20 protein-coding genes and 1 tRNA gene are annotated in these 19,743 nt (G+C 36.6%); 9 read left to right on the forward strand and 12 right to left on the reverse strand.

Translation table 11 applies throughout. From position 1 onward, the window contains the following. Positions 1-3: 3 nt before the first annotated feature. Genes G415_RS0101200 through G415_RS0101230 form a run of 7 tightly spaced genes read left to right on the forward strand, consistent with a single transcriptional unit; the run spans position 4 to position 6,690 of the window. Complete coding sequence (locus G415_RS0101200) at positions 4-1,275, forward strand: hemolysin family protein (RefSeq protein ID WP_022669756.1); 1,272 nt, start codon at positions 4-6, stop codon at positions 1,273-1,275. After that, entirely contained in the window at positions 1,262-1,921 is a 660-nt protein-coding gene (rpe, locus tag G415_RS0101205; RefSeq protein WP_022669757.1) for a ribulose-phosphate 3-epimerase, read from the forward strand. Before G415_RS0101200 ends, rpe begins: the two co-directional genes overlap by 14 nt. Then, positions 1,918-2,871: a glycosyltransferase family 2 protein gene (locus tag G415_RS0101210; RefSeq protein WP_022669758.1), complete on the forward strand. Its 954-nt coding sequence runs from the start codon at positions 1,918-1,920 to the stop codon at positions 2,869-2,871. Before rpe ends, G415_RS0101210 begins: the two co-directional genes overlap by 4 nt. Further along, positions 2,846-4,171, forward strand: a complete 1,326-nt coding sequence (locus G415_RS0101215; RefSeq protein ID WP_022669759.1) for a TrkH family potassium uptake protein — start codon at positions 2,846-2,848, stop codon at positions 4,169-4,171. Before G415_RS0101210 ends, G415_RS0101215 begins: the two co-directional genes overlap by 26 nt. Beyond that, positions 4,168-4,815, forward strand: coding sequence for a potassium channel family protein (locus G415_RS0101220; protein WP_022669760.1), 648 nt, complete (start codon positions 4,168-4,170; stop codon positions 4,813-4,815). Before G415_RS0101215 ends, G415_RS0101220 begins: the two co-directional genes overlap by 4 nt. Continuing rightward, the gene (locus G415_RS0101225) at positions 4,815-5,873 is read left to right on the forward strand and encodes a radical SAM/SPASM domain-containing protein (RefSeq protein ID WP_022669761.1); all 1,059 of its coding nucleotides are present in this window, start codon (positions 4,815-4,817) and stop codon (positions 5,871-5,873) included. Before G415_RS0101220 ends, G415_RS0101225 begins: the two co-directional genes overlap by 1 nt. Then, complete coding sequence (locus G415_RS0101230; protein WP_022669762.1) at positions 5,854-6,690, forward strand: SIR2 family NAD-dependent protein deacylase; 837 nt, start codon at positions 5,854-5,856, stop codon at positions 6,688-6,690. Before G415_RS0101225 ends, G415_RS0101230 begins: the two co-directional genes overlap by 20 nt. On the opposite strand, the gene G415_RS0101235 is transcribed toward G415_RS0101230, so the two are convergent. From G415_RS0101235 to rplU, 9 genes are read right to left on the reverse strand one after another with little or no spacing between them, the layout of a single operon-like run. Beyond that, positions 6,680-8,428 (reverse strand): oxygen-binding di-iron domain-containing protein, encoded by a 1,749-nt coding sequence (locus G415_RS0101235; protein ID WP_022669763.1) that lies wholly within the window; start codon positions 8,426-8,428, stop codon positions 6,680-6,682. The two genes, G415_RS0101230 and G415_RS0101235, sit on opposite strands and share 11 nt — an antisense overlap. After that, positions 8,418-8,741, reverse strand: a complete 324-nt coding sequence (gene rsfS / locus G415_RS0101240; RefSeq protein WP_022669764.1) for a ribosome silencing factor — start codon at positions 8,739-8,741, stop codon at positions 8,418-8,420. Before rsfS ends, G415_RS0101235 begins: the two co-directional genes overlap by 11 nt. Next, positions 8,738-9,367 (reverse strand): nicotinate-nucleotide adenylyltransferase, encoded by a 630-nt coding sequence (nadD, locus tag G415_RS0101245; protein WP_022669765.1) that lies wholly within the window; start codon positions 9,365-9,367, stop codon positions 8,738-8,740. Before nadD ends, rsfS begins: the two co-directional genes overlap by 4 nt. Then, on the reverse strand, positions 9,364-10,617 hold the full coding sequence (locus G415_RS0101250; protein WP_022669766.1) for a glutamate-5-semialdehyde dehydrogenase: 1,254 nt from the start codon (positions 10,615-10,617) through the stop codon (positions 9,364-9,366). Before G415_RS0101250 ends, nadD begins: the two co-directional genes overlap by 4 nt. Before the next feature lie 9 nt (positions 10,618-10,626). Beyond that, positions 10,627-11,106, reverse strand: a complete 480-nt coding sequence (locus G415_RS0101255) for a MaoC family dehydratase (RefSeq protein ID WP_022669767.1) — start codon at positions 11,104-11,106, stop codon at positions 10,627-10,629. Next, positions 11,099-12,220, reverse strand: coding sequence for a glutamate 5-kinase (gene proB, locus G415_RS0101260; RefSeq protein WP_022669768.1), 1,122 nt, complete (start codon positions 12,218-12,220; stop codon positions 11,099-11,101). Before proB ends, G415_RS0101255 begins: the two co-directional genes overlap by 8 nt. After that, positions 12,190-13,161, reverse strand: a complete 972-nt coding sequence (gene obgE / locus G415_RS0101265) for a GTPase ObgE (RefSeq protein ID WP_022669769.1) — start codon at positions 13,159-13,161, stop codon at positions 12,190-12,192. The genes proB and obgE overlap by 31 nt, the downstream gene beginning before the upstream one ends. Continuing rightward, complete coding sequence (gene rpmA, locus G415_RS0101270; protein WP_022669770.1) at positions 13,162-13,410, reverse strand: 50S ribosomal protein L27; 249 nt, start codon at positions 13,408-13,410, stop codon at positions 13,162-13,164. Between the two features lie 11 nt (positions 13,411-13,421). Continuing rightward, positions 13,422-13,721, reverse strand: coding sequence for a 50S ribosomal protein L21 (rplU, locus tag G415_RS0101275; protein ID WP_022669771.1), 300 nt, complete (start codon positions 13,719-13,721; stop codon positions 13,422-13,424). A gap of 94 nt (positions 13,722-13,815) precedes the next feature. Here rplU and G415_RS09375 point away from each other — a divergent pair, with 94 nt between their 5' ends. Next, entirely contained in the window at positions 13,816-14,868 is a 1,053-nt protein-coding gene (locus G415_RS09375; protein ID WP_155825411.1) for an SLC13 family permease, read from the forward strand. Between the two features lie 133 nt (positions 14,869-15,001). Continuing rightward, positions 15,002-15,077 (forward strand) — tRNA-Phe (locus G415_RS0101285). Positions 15,078-15,490: 413 nt separating this feature from the next. Here G415_RS0101285 and G415_RS0101290 read toward each other — a convergent pair. From G415_RS0101290 to G415_RS0101300, 3 genes are all read right to left on the reverse strand, one after another. Then, complete coding sequence (locus G415_RS0101290; RefSeq protein WP_022669773.1) at positions 15,491-17,875, reverse strand: toprim domain-containing protein; 2,385 nt, start codon at positions 17,873-17,875, stop codon at positions 15,491-15,493. Between the two features lie 9 nt (positions 17,876-17,884). Then, positions 17,885-18,118 (reverse strand): helix-turn-helix domain-containing protein, encoded by a 234-nt coding sequence (locus G415_RS09380; protein ID WP_022669774.1) that lies wholly within the window; start codon positions 18,116-18,118, stop codon positions 17,885-17,887. A 237-nt stretch (positions 18,119-18,355) separates the two neighbouring features. Then, positions 18,356-19,648: an ATP-binding protein gene (locus tag G415_RS0101300; protein ID WP_022669775.1), complete on the reverse strand. Its 1,293-nt coding sequence runs from the start codon at positions 19,646-19,648 to the stop codon at positions 18,356-18,358. Positions 19,649-19,743: the final 95 nt, after the last annotated feature.

A 19,743-nucleotide genomic window follows, 5' to 3' on the forward strand; every position in this document is an offset into this window, starting at 1 on the left:
GAGATGGTTGACTTAAACTATGAGTTTGCCCTGATAGCCGTTTCACTGATTGCAAGTGCATTTTTCTCATCGAGCGAGACAGCTTTGACTTCTTTAAGCCCACTTAAGGTTGCTCAAATCATAGAAAACGGCGGCAAAGAAGCTAAATACTTCTCTATCTGGATGAATCATCCAAATAAGATGCTTAATACAATTCTTATAGGAAACAATGTGGTTAACATCTTTGCTTCTGTCTTGGCTGGCGATATAGCAATGAAGATTTCTGGTTCTGCACAACTTGCCATGACGACGGCAATAATGACGATTCTTATTCTCTTTTTTGGCGAGATTACGCCTAAAACATTCGCAAAACACAATGCCGAAAGCTTTGCTCGTTTCTCCATAAGGATTCTTGTGTTTTTTTACTATCTCTTTTATCCGTTTACATACATAATAAACCTGTTTGCTAAGGGCATTATAAAGCTTGCAGGCGGTGAGATAGACAAAGAAAAGCCCTTAATCACGGAAGATGAGCTTGAGTTTATGATAAGTGTGAGTCAGCAGGAAGGGATTTTGGAAGATAAAACAAAGGAAATGATGCACAATATTATCGACATTAAGAATGTGTCGGTTAAAGAGATAATGGTGCCAAGAACAGAGATGGTTTGCATAGAGATAAACAAGAGCATCTCTGATTTGCTTGATTTGATAGAAGAGCATGAGTATTCAAGAATTCCAGCATACGAAGGCAGGCTTGATAATATTATCGGCATCATTTATATCAAAGACCTTATAAAAAAGCTTAAAGAGAAAAGTATTGAGTATATAAGCTTAAGGGAGATACTAAGAGAAGCGATGTTTGTGCCAGAGACGAAGCATATTTACGATTTGTTTAAAGAGTTTCAGGCAAAAAGGGTGCATGTGGCTATTGTGATTGATGAATATGGCGGTGTTGCAGGACTTGTTACGATGGAAGACATTTTAGAAGAGATTGTTGGTGAGATAAGGGATGAGTATGACGAAAAAGAAGAAGACGAGTTTATAAAAGTCAGTGATGATAGATTTATCGTTGATGCTGGTATGGATTTAGATGACTTCTGTGAGAAGTTGGGCATAGAGAAGACAGAAGAGATGGAAGAGTATGAAACCGTTGCAGGCCTTGTGTATGATTTGGCAGATAGAATTCCAGCAGAAGGTGATGAGTTTGAGTTAGAAGGTAAATACAGGATAAAAGTTCTTAAGGTTTCTGGAAAGAAAATTGAAAAGATAGAGGTGAGAAAAATTGAGCAAAACTAAATTGATAGCACCATCTCTGCTCTCTGCTGACTTTCTGCATCTTGAAGATGAGATTGAAGCTGTTATAGATGCAGGCTGTGATATGCTTCATCTTGACATAATGGATGGACATTTTGTTCCTAATCTTACATTTGGGCCATTTATTGTAGAACAGATAAAGAAGGTTTCAAAAGTTCCTTTAGATGTTCATCTAATGATAGAAGAGCCCGATTTGTGGATTGAGCGATACATTGAAGCTGGCGCTGATTATCTTGGCGTTCACTTTGAAGCAGATGTTCATTTAAATAGAACGCTTAGCAGGATTAAAGAGCTAAAAGCAAAGCCGTGCGTTGTTATTAATCCATCAACAGGGCCAGAAAGCCTTGAGTATGTTCTTGATATTGTTGATATGGTGCTTGTTATGAGTGTTAATCCTGGCTTTGGTGGTCAGAAGTTTATTGAGAGTTCGATTAGAAAGATAGAGTGGCTGAGTCAATTTAGAGAGAAAAGCGGACTTGATTATCTAATTGAAGTTGACGGTGGCGTTAATTTGGATAATATTGGCAGGTTGTCCAAAGCCGGAGCTAATGTATTTGTTGCAGGTAGTGCGATATTCTCAACGGATGATTATAAGAAGACTATTGCCGAGATGAAGGAGAGAATATGATTAGTGTTGTTGTGCCGGTTTATAACGAAGAAGAGAATGTAGGCATTCTGTATGAAAAGATAAAGAAGGTTATGGAAGATAACAATTATGAGCATGAGATAATTTTTGTTGATGATGGCTCAACAGATAAGACATTTGAGAAGCTAAAAGAGATAGCAGAGAAAGACAAAAAATTTAAGGTTATACGATTTAGGAGAAACTTTGGACAAACTGCCGCAATGGCTGCGGGATTTGATTATGCTAAAGGTGAGATAATTGTTAGTATGGACGGTGATTTGCAAAACGACCCTGAAGATATACCAAAGCTTATTGATAAGCTAAACGAAGGATACGATGTTGTAAGTGGTTGGAGAAAGGATAGGCAAGACGAACCGAAAAGGGTGTTTTTATCCAAAGTTGCCAATAAACTTATAAGCAAAATAACGCATGTTGAACTGCACGATTACGGTTGCTCTTTGAAGGCATATAGAGCATGTGTTGCTAAAAATTTACACATGTATGGTGAAATGCACAGGTTTATTCCAGCTTTGGCAAACATTTACGGTGCAAGTATAGCCGAAATCCCTGTTAAGCATCACCCAAGAAAGTTTGGTAAAAGCAAATACAACCTATCAAGAACATTTAGGGTTATTGTTGATTTAATACTCGTCTATTTTATGCAGAAATTTATGACTCGCCCTATGCACTTCTTTGGTGTTTTAGGTTTTTTTATGGCTTTTGCAGGCTTTTTAATAGATGGGTATTTGGCTTTTGAGAAGATGTTTTTTGGTGTCTCTATCGGCAACAGGCCACTTCTGCTTTTAGGCGTTCTTTTGATTCTTACAGGCGTTAACTTTCTGGGTATAGGAATAATAAGCGAGATTTCAACTCGTATATATTATGAGAGTCAGGGTAAAAAGATTTACAACATTAAGGTTATCTTAAATGATGATAGCGAAAAATCCACTTAGGTCTATAGTTTTAGGTTTTCTCATTGTTATATTGACGGGTGCTTTGCTTCTTATGTTGCCTTTAAGCTCAAAAAGTGGTGGTTTAAGCCCTGTTAATGCGCTGTTTATGTCAACATCGGCTGTTTGTGTCACAGGCCTTGCAGTCGTGAGCCTGACAAAGCTTACTCTGTTTGGTCAGCTTGTGATACTTGCTCTGATTCAAGTTGGCGGTTTTGGTTATATGAGCATGACATCAATGATATTTTTAACCTTTAAAAAGCATCTTTCCTATAGGGATAAACTGATTTTGAAGGAAGCCTTAAGTTATCCTGAAATGCACTCGATAACGGGCTTTTTCAAAAGGATAATGGTTTTTGCTGTTATGTGTGAGATTGTTGGTGCATCTCTTCTCTTCTTTGTATTTTACCCAGATATGGGAATAGAAAAGGGTATCTATTATGCCATATTTCACTCGATAAGTGCATTTAATAACGCTGGTTTTTCTCTCTTTTCTGACTCGTTTGTTGGGTATAAATACAATCTGCTTTTGAATCTTACCATAATGTCTCTGATTGTTGTTGGCGGTATAGGTTTTATCGTGATTGATGAGCTGTATCTTTTTAAAAAGGGTAAAATAAGGTATCTCTCTTTGCATGTGAAGACAGTTCTTTTGAGCACGGCTATTTTGATATTTGGCGGTGCAATACTGATTTATGCAATTGAGAAGCATGGGATTTTAGCAAATCATGGGTTTTTTAAGGATATGCTCGTGAGTGTTTTTCAGAGCATAACGACAAGAACGGCAGGTTTTAATACTGTTGATTTAAGTTATATGCACAACTCGACGCTGTTTCTCTTGGTTGTTTTAATGTTTATCGGAGCATCACCAGCTTCCACGGGTGGTGGGATAAAGACGACAACGGCTGCTACAGTGTTTTTGGCAATATACTCATACATTAGAGGGGAAAAAGAAGTTGTCGCATTCAGAAGAAAGATACCTGATGAGACGGTTTATAAATCCTTTGTTGTAATCGTGCTTTCGTTTATGGTTGTCTCTGTCTCGGCATTTGTTCTGAGCGATATTGAAAAGGTGAACTTTTTAGCTGCTCTATTTGAGAGCGTTTCTGCTTTATCGACAGTTGGGTTGTCTGTGAGTAAGACTTCGTTGAGCCTTTCTGCAAGTTTTAACGATTTTGGAAAATTGCTTATAACCCTGCTTATGTTTATGGGCAGAATAGGACTGTTTAGTTTCTCTGTTGCACTCTTTAAGAAAAAGGTGTTAAGGAGTTATAGACTTCCTGAAGGGAGAATATTCGTATGAGCGAGCTGTTTTGTGTTATAGGTTTGGGCAGGTTTGGTAAGAGTGTTGCTCAAAGGCTTATGGAACTTGATAAAGATGTTATATGCATAGATAAGAGCGAAGATGTAGTTAAGGAAGTTGCAGAGCTTCTGCCTGCTGTTTATCAGGCTGATTGCACGGATGAGAAGGCTTTGAAAGAGATAGGTATAGATAATGCGACAACAGCCATTGTGTCTGTTGGGAATAACATAGAGACAAGTGTTCTGAGTGTGGCTATATTGCACGGGTTTGGTATAAAGAGTATCTACGCAAAGGCGATAAACGCCTTGCACGGTAGAGTGCTTGCAAAGGTTGGAGCGACAAAAGTCATATTTCCTGAAAAAGAGAAGGGTATAGACCTTGCAAACCACTTGGCAGGGATTGATATAATCGAAGCGATTGACTCAACAGGCAACTATGTGCTTGCAAAGATTTCAGCACCAAAGATATTTTTTGACAAAAGCATTGTTCAGCTTGATGTTAGAAAAAGGTTTGGTTTGACGATAATAGCTATAGAGAGAAACAACAAGATAGACATAAACCCATCGCCAAATGAAGTTATACAAGAAGGCGATATGCTGCTTGTTGTAGGTTCTAAGTCTGATGTTGAGAAGGTGGGTAAGTGATGGAGTTTGCTTTAAAGTGGCTTGCCTTTGAGATAACGCCGAGATGTAATCTAAACTGTATCCACTGCAGAACGAACGCTTCTATGAATTTAAAAGATATCTTGAGCTTTAAGGATATAAGAAAGACGATTGATGAGATATCAAAGGAGTTTAAACCTGTTATTGTTTTAACCGGTGGTGAGCCACTTTTAAGGGATGATGTTTTTGAGATTGCGGATTATATAAGAGGCAAAAATATGAGAGTGGGACTTGCAACAAACGGCACACTCGTCGATGATGAAATGGCTAAAAGGATAAAAGAGCATTTCGACATTGTTTCACTTTCGCTTGATGGTTCAAAGGCTGAAGTTCACGATGATTTTAGGCAGGTCAAAGGTGCTTTTGATTCTGTCGTTAGGGCTGCTAAAAACCTAAAAGAAGCAGGTGTTGAGTTTATAATAAACTCATCTTTCACAAAGAGAAACCAGCACGATATAGAGAACACCTATAAACTTGCAAAATCGCTTGGAGCTAAAGCGTGGTATATGTTTATGATTGTGCCAACAGGCAGGGCGAAAGAGATTTTTGATGAGTTAATAGACAAGGAAAATTATCAAAGGATTTTAAAGTGGCACTTTTATATGGAGCTAAAAGAGAAAGATATGCTTGTTAGACCGACATGCGCACCCGAGTATTACGCTCTTGTTGATATGGAATCAAAAAAGACAAGCGTTGATTTTAAAAGGAGAACGCTAAAATTTTCAACAGGTGGAGCAAAGGGTTGTGTTGCAGGTCAACTGATTGCGTTTATAGGTTATGATGGAAGTATAAAGCCTTGTAGCTATTTTTTAAGGACAGCCGGTAATATCTTAACCGACGGGTTTTTAAATGTGTGGTACAACTCTGAGATTTTCAAGAATTTAAGGAATTTTTCCTTGTATGAAAAGTGTTCAAAGTGCAGGTATGTAAATGTATGTGGTGGCTGCAGGGCAAGGGCTGATGCCTATTTTGGCGATTATTTGGCTTTAGACCCATACTGCTTTGTGGAGGTGCCAAACTATGAAAATAAACGACTTTAAGCTTTTGAAAGAGAGAATAGAGAAATCGGAGAGCTGTCTATTTTTAACCAGTGCTGGTATGAGTGCAGATAGTGGTATTCCAACATTTAGAGATAAGGAAGGTTACTGGAGCAATTTTCCCGTTTTTAAAAGGCTCGGACTTGAAGCTATAGAACTTGCAAACCCGCACAGCTTCGAAGTTAGACCGCAGTATGCTTGGGCATTCTATGAGTGGAGAAGGAGAAACGCACATGAGAATAAGCCGCATAAGGGCTATCATGTAATAAACAGAATGATTAAGGAAGTGTTTAAAAAGTCGTTTGTTCACACAACCAATACGGATGGTTATCACATAATATCAGGCCTTGATGAGTCGCTCGTGTATGAAGTTCACGGTTCTATGTGGAGACTTCAATGTATGCGTGGAGCTGCCTGTTCGTATGGTGTTAAAGAAAATAGAGATGTTCCGTTGTGCGATTTGGATTACAAGACCATGATTGCAACTAATTTGCCAAAGTGTCCTGTTTGTGGCGAGCTTCTGCGTCCGAATATTCTGATGTTTGGCGATTGGTATTATGTTGAAAATGAGTATCAGATAAGGAATTATCATAATTTTGTTAATGATGTTGGTGTGCCTGATTTAATTTTTCTTGTTGGCTCAAGTTCAGCCGTTCCTACAAACGATTATATAGCAAATAGATTTCAGGCAAAAGGTTCTTTTGTAATTACGATAAACCCAGACCCATCATCAACAGCGGTGTGCAAACCCAATCTGTTTATTCAAAAGAAGGCTAAGGAGACATTTGAGATGATAGAAGAGATGATATTTAGCCTATAACTCTGTTTTTGCCTTCAGCTTTTGCTTGATACATTCTTTTGTCTGCTATTCTGATAAGCTCTTCTATATCTTTTGGATTGTCTTCAATTGACGATACGCCGATACTTACAGTGCAGCAAAGTGAAAAGTCTTTTTTGGCATCGTATAAAATCTTGCCGTTTTCTATACTCTCTTTTATCCTTTTTGCAACATGATATGCTTCGTTTTTGTTTGTATTTGGAAGTATAACAAGGAACTCTTCACCACCAAATCTTACAGCTATATCCACACTTCTTATGTTGTCTTTTATGGTTTCTGCAATCTTTTTTAACACCCTGTCGCCTGTGTCGTGTCCGTATGTGTCGTTTACCTTTTTAAAATCATCTATGTCTATCATTAAAAGGGATAATCCATGTCTGAATCTGTGAGCTCTTTTAAACTCCCTGCATAGGAACAGCTCTATATATCGCCTGTTGAAGAGTTCTGTTAGTGGGTCTGTAATGGTTTCTTTAAACAGCTCTATGTTTTTCTTCTTGAGACATAAGAGCTGTCTCTCTTTTAGAGATGCCATTGCAATGGGTGTTTCAAACTTTGATAAAATCTCAAGGTCTTCTGATATCTTTATCTGTGTGGGGTTTAAAATCATAAAACAGACGCCTAAATATTTTTCGTCTGAATCAAGAATAGGAAATATGTAAGCTGGGTCTTTTATATTGAGTAAAGAATGTAGAATTGATGGCTCATAGAATACTGCACCTTCCTTCAGATAACTTGACGAGTTTAGAAGCATTCTCACTTTGTCTTTGTCTTCAATAAAATCAACCCTATCTGTTTCTGAGTCTAAAACGATAATATTTTGTTCATAGTCATCGGATAGAAACACCTTTATTGACTCTATTCTGTAAAACTGATTTAGTGCCTTTGTTATCTTGTGCACGACATTGAAAAAGCTCTCCTGTAAAGCTATGATTTTTATTGCTTCTTCTAATGCTGAATTGAGTTTTGAAAGTTTTACTATGTTTTGCGTGTATTTAAAGTTTTGGAATATGCCGCATTCCATATTTCTCATTTTCTTAATTATTGGTTTTATAAACTCTTCTTTGATTATAGAGCCGTGTTGTGGTGCTATAAGCTTTAGCGGGTATTTTTCTATGTTATCAAGGCCGTGATTGAGTATTGTTGAGCTGGGCATGTAATGTTGATGAAAAACCTTCAGCTTTTCGTAATAGTCTTCTGCACTTTTTGCAAACAGCTCAAACTCTTCAGTAAAGCCACCGAATAAATCACTTGAAAAAAGCGTCTCTGTCTTTGTGTCGTATGTGCAGAATGCTCCGGGAAAATGAAGGTAAGGAGTGAAGATAAATTCAAGCCTTCTGTTTAGAGCCTTTAGTTTCCAGCCATTCTCTTCTACTTCGTATAGTTTTATCTTCCAGTCGTAATGTTTAAGCAGAGCCCATGCTCGCCAGTGCGTAATTATTGTTAAATCATCCCTGTTTATGTCTTCTATTAAATCGTCAACACATGCGACTATGTCAGGGTCTTGGTGATGACAAATAAGGTATTTTATATTTTTTAAGTTTGTTATTTTCTTTATCTTTGACTTTACAATAGGATAGGTTAATCTTGAACCCGGGTCTAATAGTATAGATTCGTCATCGTTGTTAATAAAATAGACATGACACTGAAATTTGTCGTTTTTTAATTCTGAACCAACCCAATATATCTCTTCTGCTATCTCTATTGGGTTGTTAAGATTCATTACTCTCTCTATGTTTTATCGCCTTTTCCCACAAAGACTCAAGGTCATACTCTTTTCTTTTGTCTTCCGTAAACAGATGAATAACAACATCATAGCAGTCTATTAAAGTCCAACTGCCATCCTGAGTCTCTTCAATGTGATGAATATCTATGCCGCTCTTTTTAATTTCGTCGTAAATGGCATAGACCTGTTTGTTTGAACTGACTGTTCCGATAATGAAGAAATCGAAAATGGAAGACTGATTCCTTAAGTCTATGCTAACAATCTCTTCAACCTTCTTATCGTTTAAAATCTGAATGAGTTTCTCTTTCACTGGTATAACCTCTTCTCTTTTATGAAATTTTCAACCTTCTCTGGCACAAGGTATTTTATACATTCACCGTTTCTTATTTTTCTTCTAATCATACTTGATGATACATCAAAGGCAGGTGGTGTGTAAATATAAACCTTTCTTTTTTGTGTTGGGTATTTTCCGTTTTCGTGTATCTCTTCAAAATCCACAAGCTCTGCATATTTGTTTAAAATAATTTTTGTGTCGTACTCTGGCCTTCTTATCACGATAAATGTTATCTCATCAACCAATCTTTTATAATCCTTCCATAAATTTAGATAGTAAAAAGCGTCTGTTCCAACCACAAAGAACAGGTTATCTTCTTTTAGTTCTTTTTTTAGCTCACCAATCGTGTCGATCGTATAATTAACCCTGTTTGAGTCTATTTCAAGCCTTGAGATTTCACAAAACTTTAGTCCTTCGATTGCAAGTTTGAGCATTGTATATCTATACTCTGCATTTGCCACATTGTCTTTTTTGTGTGGTGGTATGCCTGTTGGCAAGAATATTACCTTGTCTAATTTAAATGTCTCATAGACACTTATTGCCCCTCTTATGTGGCCTATGTGAACGGGATTAAATGTCCCGCCAAAGATGGCTATTCTCACTCTCTTATCTGTCCGTTTCCTATTATTTTGTATTTGTATGTTGTAAGCTCCTTTAGTCCTGCTGGCCCACGAGCATGCAGCTTGTTTGTGCTTATGCCTATCTCTGCACCAAACCCGAATACACCGCCATCTGTGAAGCGTGTTGATGCGTTTACATAGACACAGCTTGCATCCACTTCATCTAAAAATCTCTCTGCATTTGTAAAATTCTCTGTGATGATGGCTTCTGAGTGTTTTGAGCCATGCCTGTTTATGTGTTCTATTGCTTCATCTAAGCTTTCGACAACTTTGATTGATAGTATTAAATCTAAATACTCTTCGTCCCAATCCTTATCTGTTGCTACTTTTATATCGGGCAGGATTTTAAGCGTTTTGGGACATCCCCTTAACTCAACTTTTGCTTCATCCATCATCTGTTTGAATTTTGGTAAAAACTGCTCTGCAATGCTTTCATGAACAAGTAGCGTTTCCATAGCGTTGCAAACGCCCGGGCGCTGAACCTTGGCATTGTATGAAATATTTAAGGCTTTTTCCATGTCTGCATCTTTGTCTATATAGGTGTGGCATAAGCCCTTGTCGTGCTTTATAACGGGCATTGTTGCGTTTTCTGAGACGAATTTTATTAGGCCTTCGCCGCCTCTTGGCACGATTGTGTCTATGTATTTATCCAGCTTTAGCATATACAAGACTGCGTTTCTGTCTGTCTCATCGATGAAGCTTACAGCATTTTCGTCTATTTTATTTTTTATTAAAGCTTCTTTTACTAACTCAACCAGAAATTTATTTGAGTTTATTGCTTCTTTTCCGCCTTTTAAAACGGTGCTGTTGAATGATTTTAAGCACAATATCGCCGCATCTACGGTTACATTGGGTCTTGACTCGTAAATTATGCCTATTGTCCCAATTGGGACTCTTACCTTTTCTATCTTAAGCCCATTTTCCAATCTCCAGCCGTCTATCACTTCACCAACAGGGCTTTTGAGTTTTTTTACAGTTTCAACAGCTTCGATTATTCCGTCTATGCGTTTGTCGTTTAGAAGCAGTCTATCGATTAGAGCGCTTTTTAGATTGTTCTCCTTTGCCTTTTTGATGTCTATTTCGTTGAACTCTTTTATCTTTTCTCTGTTTTTGTCGATTAAAGCCTTTAGCCCTTCAAGTGTTGCGTTTATCCTATCTTCGCCTATTTTTGATAGGCTAAAAAATGATTGATGAGCTTTTTTACATAGACTTTCTATTTTCTCTTTGAGCATTTTTGCACCTCATTTGTATAGTCTGAAGACCTGCTCAGCAACAACGGCAGGTTTATCTTCGCCTTTTATTTCAACAATTATTTTATAGATTATCTCAACGGAATCGCCCAAGTTTTCTATCGATAAGGGTATAAGCTTTGCTCTGATGTAAGAGTTTACTTTGACGGCGTTTGGAAACCTTACCTTGTTAAGTCCATAGTTTAGGCGATACTTCATCTTTGGGTAATGCTCTTCAAAAAATACAGGGTCGTTGCTCTTTGTCAAAAATGGTATGAGAGATAGGGTTAAAAATCCGTGGGCTATAGTTGTTTTGTAAGGTGAGTCAACTGCCGCTTTGTGTGGGTCTGTGTGTATCCACTGTTTATCGGAAGTTATCTCAGCGAATCTATCTATCAACTCCTGAGTTATCTTGAACCACTCGCCCGTATAGACAATAGAGTTTAACTTTGTTTTGTAAAACTCAATCAACTCGTCAAACTCATCAGCCATCTTCAACCACCGACATATTGTCTGTGTGTATTATGTCGTCTGAGTATTTATAACCTAAGATGTTTACTATCTCTTTTGAGTGCTTGCCTTTGATTTTCTCTATCTCGCTTGAGTCGTAATTCGTTATGCCTTTAGCTATAAGTCTGCCTTCCTTATCTTCGATGTTTATTATGTCACCCCTACCGAAGCCGCCAAACACCTTAACGACACCACTTGGCAGAAGGCTTTTGTGCTTTCTTATACTCTCTTTTGCACCATCGTCTATTACAACAACGCCGCTTGGTGAACAGTTTAATATCCAAGATTTTCTTGATTTTAAAGGGTTTTTTGTCGGTTCAAAGAATGTAAACTCAAATTCATCTTCTTCAAATAATTTTCTTAAGCTGTCTTTTCTCTTACCGTTGATTATGCATGCTAATTTGCCCGTTTCTGCTGAGTTTAGGCCTGCTTCTATCTTTGTTTTTATACCGCCGCTGCCAAGTTTACTATTTTCTCCTATCTCTATGTCTGTCTCTTTTGTTATCTTCTCTATTAAAACGGCATCTTTATCTGTCGGTTTTTTTGAATAGACACCGTCTATGTTGCTTAAGATTATTAGGGCATCTGCTTCTGCAAGATTGAGAATGTGAAACGATAGATTATCGTTGTCTCCAAATCTCAACTCCTTTATCACAACCGTGTCATTTTCGTTGATTATTGGTATAATTTTCCATTTTATGAGCGTAAGCAGGGCGTTTTTTGCGTTTATAAACCTTCTTCTGTTTTGAATGTCGTCAATTGTAATGAGAAGCTGTGCTATTTTTAAACCGTATTTCTCAAATAGCTTCTCGTAAATGTCTATCAGTTTTGGTTGGCCTATGCCTGCTAAAGCTTGCAGGCTTACGATGTTATCTGGGCGTTTCTTTAGGTTTAATATGTTCATGCCGCAGGCTACAGCACCGCTTGATACGATTATAATCTCCTTACCCTGATTTATAAGCTCGTTTATGCTGTTTGTGATGTTTTCGAGTATCTCTATATTTATGCCGTCTTCTTCGGCTATTACACCGCTTCCTATTTTTATTACAACCCTTTTTGCCTGTTTTAGCTTCTCTCTAAATTCTCGCTTATCCATTTCAATAGTGGTTTAAGGTTTTCTCTCTTTAAAGCACTTATAAGAAAAACATTCTCGCCTTTGAACATCTCTTTATACGAATTTTCATCTATCTGTTCAAGTAAATCTATCTTATTCAAAACGACAGCCCTTTTTCTGTTTAGCATCTCTGGATTATAATTTTTTAACTCTTCTATTAGTTTTGAAAACTTCTCTTTTGGCTCGTCTGTTATATCTAAGACAAAGAGTAAAATTGTTGTTCTTTCTATGTGTTTTAAAAATCTTAAACCCAAACCTTTGCCTTTGCTTGCTCCTTCTATAATGCCCGGTATGTCTGCGATTATGAAATCTTTATCGTTGAAATAGACATATCCGAGATGCGGTGTTAGAGTTGTGAAAGGATAATTGGCAACTTCTGGTTTTGCATCTGAGACGGCTCTGATGAGTGATGACTTGCCTGCATTTGGAAAACCTACAAGGCCAACATCTGCAAGCAGTTTTAACTCAAGCTTTATCTTTTTCTCTTCGCCTTTTTTGCCGGGATAGGCTATGCGTGGTGCTCTGTTTGTTGGTGTGGCAAAAGCTGCATTGCCTTTACCACCTTTACCGCCTTTTGCAACGACGATACGCTGTCCATCTTCTGTTAAGTCAGCGATTATGTTGCCTTCTTCATCTTTTACTATGCAACCTATAGGAACTTTGATTATTAAATCTTCACCGCTTCTGCCGGTTTTGTTGTTTGAACCGCCGGGTTTGCCGTTTTCTGCTTTGAAGTGTCTCTGGAAACGAAAAAGCCTCAAAGTGTTTTCATCCTTTGAGGCTTCTAAAATTACATCGCCACCTCTGCCGCCGTCCCCACCGTCGGGACCGCCCTTTGGGACATATTTCTCTCGCCTGAAGCTTACTATTCCTCTGCCGCCGTCTCCTGCTTTTACATAGATTTCAGCATAATCTATGAACATTTAAGGATAAACACTAACAAACTTCTTGCCGAGTTTTTCTTCAAACTTTACCGTTCCGCTTACTAAAGCAAAGAGCGTATCGTCTTTGCCCTTGCCTGTATTTTTGCCCGGATGCCACTTTGTTCCACGCTGTCTTACCAAAATTTCTCCAGCCTTTACTCTTTGCCCATCAGCCCTTTTTACGCCTAAGCGCTTGCCTATACTATCTCTTCCGTTTTTGGTTGAGCCAAGACCTTTTTTGTGAGCCATCTATTTCCCCCTTATGATACTATCTTTGTGATTTTTACTTCGGTGAAATACTGCCTATGACCCTTCTTCCTTTTGTATCCCTTTCTCCTTTTAAACTTAAACACGATAATCTTTTTTGCCTTAGCTGTTCTTATTACCTTTGCTTCAACCTTTGCGTTCTCTACATAAGGGTTTCCAACCTTATCTCCAACCATTAACACTTTGTCAAAACTTATCTCGCTTTTTGGTTCGGCATCAAGCTTTTCAACTCTTATCACATCGCCTTCTTTTACGATGTATTGTTTGCCGCCCGTTTCTATGACTGCGAACATCTCAAACACCCCTTTTCCCTTTCGTTTTGCCAAAAGCTTTTACAAAATTTGATTTGCTTTGTCAATTGTTTTACAATTTTTCATTATGTTAAAGGTGAATTTCTGGCTAAGAAAACTCCTTAAAGAGTGGCTGTTTCTGTTTTCCACAATAGGCGCTATTATAACGAGCATATATTTAAAACGCATTCCGCATTACAGTGTGAGTGATTTTAATGTTCTGTTTATCATATTTAGCTTTCTTGTTGTTTTAAAAGGACTTCAGAATAGTAAGGCTTTGTATTTTGTTGCAGCTAAGATTGGCTTGGGAAGATTTGTCGGTCTAAAGCTCATTTTTCTTACGCTTATTCTTGCCATGTTTTTAACCAATGACATATCACTTCTGCTTGTTGTTCCTATAACGATTTTAATGGATGTTGAGAATAAAGATATGCTTGTGATTTTGGAAGCTATTGCCGCTAATGCTTCAAGTGCTCTCCTGCCGAGTGGAAACCCACAGAATATGTTTATTTACTGGTTTTACAGTTTGAATCTTTTTGAGTTTGTTAAGGCTATATATCCCTTCTGTCTTGTCTCTGTTGTTCTTCTTGTAATTTTTGCTCTATTATTTAAGTTTGAAGGCAAATCTTTGAATTTATCATTCTCTGTTGAGCCTAATTATAAACTTTATCTTATTCTGCTTGTTTTGATGATAGCTGTGATATTGAAGTTTGTTCCTATATGGACTGGCTTGATTGTTGTTTTCTATGCAGTTTTGTTTGATAGAGATGCTTTAAAGATAGACTATTTTCTGCTTGGTATATTCTTTATGTTTTTTGGCTTTACGGATAATTTAGCTCATATCTTGAGATTTAGTTTTACGAAAGGCGACAGTGTATTTGTTTTTTCTGCTCTATTTAGTCAGTTGATAAGCAATGTGCCTTCTGCTCTGTTTTTTGCAGATTTTACAAACAACTGGAAAGCCCTTTTATGGGGTGTAAGCGTAGGTGGTTATGGTAATTTGATAGGTTCTTTAGCCAACTTAATCGCTTATCGCATTTATGTCTCCCATGTTGAAGAGAGTAAGAAATTTTTATGGAAGTTCATGGTAATAGGTTATTTTTTCTTCTTTAGTTTATTTTTGTTTAGAATTTTATATAATTACAATTGAAAAGAGGATGGATACAGGAAATTTGAATTCTTTTTTGGATTCTTACTTTGAAAAAAATTTGAAAATGTTTAAAGTTTTGAGTGTTTAAAAAGTGTTGACTTTTGATTACTCTTTGTGTATATAAATCGTGCGTGCCGAGATAGCTCAGTTGGTAGAGCAAGGGACTGAAAATCCCTGTGTCCGTGGTTCGATTCCACGTCTCGGCACCATGAAAAGCCTTTTATGAAGCCGTTTAGGGCAACAAGCCTTAAACGGCTTTTTTAATTTCTACCCAAATTAGTCCACTATTAGTCCACAACTTTCATGTTCTGAGCGGCTGTTTTGCTTCCGACCCTCTTCTGTTTTAATGAGACTTTTCATCCTGGTATGCTTTATTATTTTTCAGTCTGTTTCTTTTGCTTTTTATTTTTTTCTATTTACCTTTTTTATTGTCACAATCATCACAACAGACAAAATGTTGGATTTTTACTTTTGCTGTGGGGAAATTCAAGTGACGATATGTGACGGTTGGTATCTCTTTATGTGACGATAGATGTATTTTTACTTGAGAGTGATTTTTACTGAATGGATTTATTATATAGAGATTTATGGAGTTACTGCTGTTTTTCATCTTATTCACTTTTCAGTCAGTCTTTTGATAGTTATCAAACTTCCCTTTCTGGTATGTTCTCTTTTTTATATCTATCTTCTTTCTTCTTAAAAAGCTTGCAGCCATCATAAGCCTTTGACTAAATTTATTGGACGCTTTGGGAAGCTCTGCTTTTACTTCCTTATCTGCAAAGTTAATTAAGATATTCATAAGCTCTGTTGCACTGCCCTTCCAACTATCTTTATCTTCAAACCAACTCATGAATGTTGAGACAAGGGCATCATCAGCCAAAGAAGCGTCTATTATTTTCTCTATGTTTTTTAGGTAGGAATTTAAAAGCCTTTTTTCTTTGCTCTCATATTCACAAGCTGCAAGCCATACGGCAAAATCAGCCCTTCGTGGTTTCTCTTTTAGGTTTACTCTGTTTATATTTCTTAATCCTTCGGATACCATATCGCACAATGCTCCCAGAATATATGGGTGCTCTTTTTCAAAATCTTCAAATAATTTCTTTTCTTCTTTTCTTTGCTTAGGATCGACTGGTTTTAGGTTTATCATTACAACCCTATCAAGCAAGTCTTGATAAACAAATACATTGCTTATAGCTGTGAGTATCACGGATGATGCAGCAGTTAGAATAGCTTCTTCATAATCTGTAAACAATCTTCTTTTGGATATACTGCTGCTATCCAATAATCTGCATAAGCTATCTGAAAAATTCTGAGAGCACTTTGAGATATTATCCACAACAACAACCTTGCTTCTTGATGCTGCAATAATTAAATCCTCTTCGCTTTTTAGTGTTGAGAGTTTCTGTTTTATATCAGGATCAACTACGGATTTAATCATTTTAGCCATTGTTGATTTTGTGCTGCCCTGCTCACCTGTTAAAATCATGCCTATATGGTTCTCATTCGGACTTAGGACATTTAGCAAAAAACCAACAATTACATTAAAGCCTTCATCATCGATATTTAAAAACTCTTTCAATCTATTTACATTTCCACTTTCTTTTGGTTCCGGTAAAGAAAGGGTGCTTGCATATCTTATAAAATTAACAGGGCTTTTATCCAAGATTCTCCAGCTGTTTGGTGTGATTTCAATAACACGCCATTTCTCGTCTGCTAAATCTATATAGATATTGCCGTTATAATAAGCCACTCTGTAAAATACATCCTCCTCTTTTGACTCATTTGAGATAATGCTGTCAAGAGTAAATATTACATTATCTGCCACCTTAGGATATAAAACCTTTTTTGTTGTTCTGTAGTAGATAGAAGAGATAAACTTCTTAAACTCTTTACTTCTAATCTGCATTATTTCAATATGGCTTTCGTTTTTTTGGTCATCCTTATCTTTGTCTCTATCCTTTTTTATTTTTACCTTTGCATAGGATTCTCCATCTTTTGAGCGGAAGAATTTTGTTTTTTCTTTAACAAGGCTTAAAGCCAGATCGATGGGTGAAATCTTATCTGAATCTTTATCTTCAAACTCCTTTGCTTCCTTAAAGGATAAAACTACAGCTTCCTTACCTTTCTTGAGTAAGACATCATTAAAATCTACTCCTTTTGAGTTTTCAGGTATATCCATAGGTGGTGGGATTAGATAGACATGTATACCTTTATTTTCCTTCAAGAGTTTCTTTGCATTTTCCAAAGCTGCTTTGTATCCCGTGTCACTTTTATCTTTATCGTAGAAAATATAAACATTCCTTATACCTAAAGGTATTTCAACATCAGGCATATTTGAAGCAGAAAGAGTTGCCCAAATGGGTAGAATAGGTAAAGCTTCCTTTATACTCAATGCTGTCTCTATACCTTCAACTAAGGCTAAACTATCCAGAGGTTCTCCAAAGTGGACGCTATAACCCTTTGAAGGTAAGCCTTTTAGGAATTTTTTCTCTTTTTTGACTACTTTTCCATCGTTGGTGTTTTCTAAAATAGTCATATGGAGCGTTTTTAGATTGTCATGGATATCAACGACTCTTGCTAACATTATATTATCTTTGTAAAGTCTTAGGTCGTAGCTTTTAGTAACACCCCTTGATTTCAAATATTTTTTTATTGTTTCGGAATTTTTTACTGAGTTATTCCACATATAAGTAGCTTTTTCTATAGTTGATTGATTTTCTTTAGTTCCAATATTTTGAGGCAAATAGGATTTAAAGAGTTCTTTTACTGCCTCTTTTGCATTTAAACCTTTAACTTTTGCATATACATCTATTATATCTCCTGAATACCCACATCCAAAACAATAAGATAACCCATTTTCAAGGTTTATGGAAAAAGATGGGTTTTTATCCTCATGAAAAGGGCATCTATGCCAGTATTCTTTTTTGCCTGATGTTGTTTTAATTGTGCCATTTGGCAATATATCTTTAACGATATCGATAATATATGGCTTTAACTCTTCTATCATTCTGCCTCCTTATTCGGATATAACTTTAACCTGATGTTTCTCTATGAAATTTTCTATGTCTTCCGGCCTATAAAGGATCTTTCCACCTACCTTCAAATACGGTATCCATTTCTTTTCCCAGCGCATATTGGCAAGCCATTTCTGGGAAAGGCCGTAAATTTCTTCAACTTCTTTGGGAGTCAAATACTTTTTCATTTTCTCCTTTCCTCCTTCCGCAAACTTTTTCTCTCTGTTTTGCCTCATGCTTCAGACCTCCTTCTCATTCTTTCATTTTCCCTAAAAGTTTAGAGCAAGAAAGATCCTAAAGAAACAGACTCACGCAGAATATTGATTTTTATAAAACCTTATAGGAATGGGAATTTTTTAGCTTCTTGGGTGAGTCACGCTGTGAAAATTTTTCAAATGCTGATTTTTTATCGATTTTTTTCTACTATAAGACTGTAAAATGAAAGTCCTGATTTTGGAAAAAGGTAGGTTGGCTCAGATATCAGTAACTACAAACCTATAAGCCGGAATAACCTTGATTCTCACACCTTCTTCAACAATCTCTTCTTCATCATCAAAGGTTACAATAAACCCTTCTTTAAGATTAAAGTATTTACAACACTCTATAAGCCCTTCAATTTCCCTTTTTCTTGTTGCTTCTGATGAGAACTCATAGCAGACCTGAATGGCCATTCTTTCATCAACAACAAAATCACACTCTCTTTTGCCTTTAAAGAATTTTATACTGTTATATTTTGTTTTAAGCTCATGCCAGATTAAGTTTTCAAGCAATGCTCCACGGCTGGTCTCACCAAATGAGCGTATGGCATTCAAAAGGCCATTATCCACAAAGTAAACTTTCTTCTCTGAAAGCTCAGATTTTAAAACAGAGTGATGATGTTTCTTAACGAGTCCTATCAAAAATGAAGTCTCCATATAATACAGATAGTTATACAAAGTATTTTTGCTTACCTTTATGCCTTGAGACTTAAGCTCATTGTAAATCTTATTTGTAGAAAAGCTGCTTGTTATGTTTTCTGCAACCCTTTTTATGAAGTATTTCAAGACAAAAGGCTCTTTTATGCTATATCTTTCCACTATATCCCTATATATCATAACATTAAAATACTCCTGCAGAGCAAGAAGTTTTAGCTCTTTTCTCATTAACGGAATCTCTGGAAAACCGCCGTATACAAGAAACTCGTTGAATAGCTTGATTAATTTTGCTTTTTTGTTTGTATCGTATATATCCACATTAAAATCAAACTTGAAGTCTTTAAACCTTAAAAACTCTTCAAATGTTAAAGGGCTGACTTCGTATGTTAAAGTTCTTCCCCTTAGGGATGTTGCAATCTCATCACCAAGCAGTTTGGAATTTGAGCCGGTTATAAAGATGTTCTTTGTTATAGTTTCGTATACCCTTCTTACAAATCTCTCCCAACCGTTTACATTTTGAATCTCATCGAAGAAAAGATATATATCCTTTAAATCTATATCAGGATATAGCTCTGAGTATGCCTGAAGCAATAGATTTAAATCTTCCTTTGTTAAATCCATTCTCTCATCTTCAAAATTGATGTAAACACATCTTCTTTTGTCTATTCCATCACTTATCAGCTCACTTATTGTTCTAAAAAGCAGGTAAGTCTTTCCAGCTCTCCTTGAGCCTATAACAGATACAATCTTATTAGAATCCACAGGTAGTTTTATGTTTCTCTCAATAACTGATGGCAAATTCCAGGAGTGAAACTCTACTATGATTGATTTTAAAACTTCTTTCTTTTTCATAGGGAAATATTATTAAATATTGTTATCTTTTGCAAGGAAAAAACAAGGGTCATCGTGTTAATTTCTACTTTCGGAAATGTATATTTTGACATTCT

This window comes from Hippea alviniae EP5-r, assembly GCF_000420385.1.
Classification (GTDB): Bacteria; Campylobacterota_A; Desulfurellia; order Desulfurellales; family Hippeaceae; genus Hippea; species Hippea alviniae.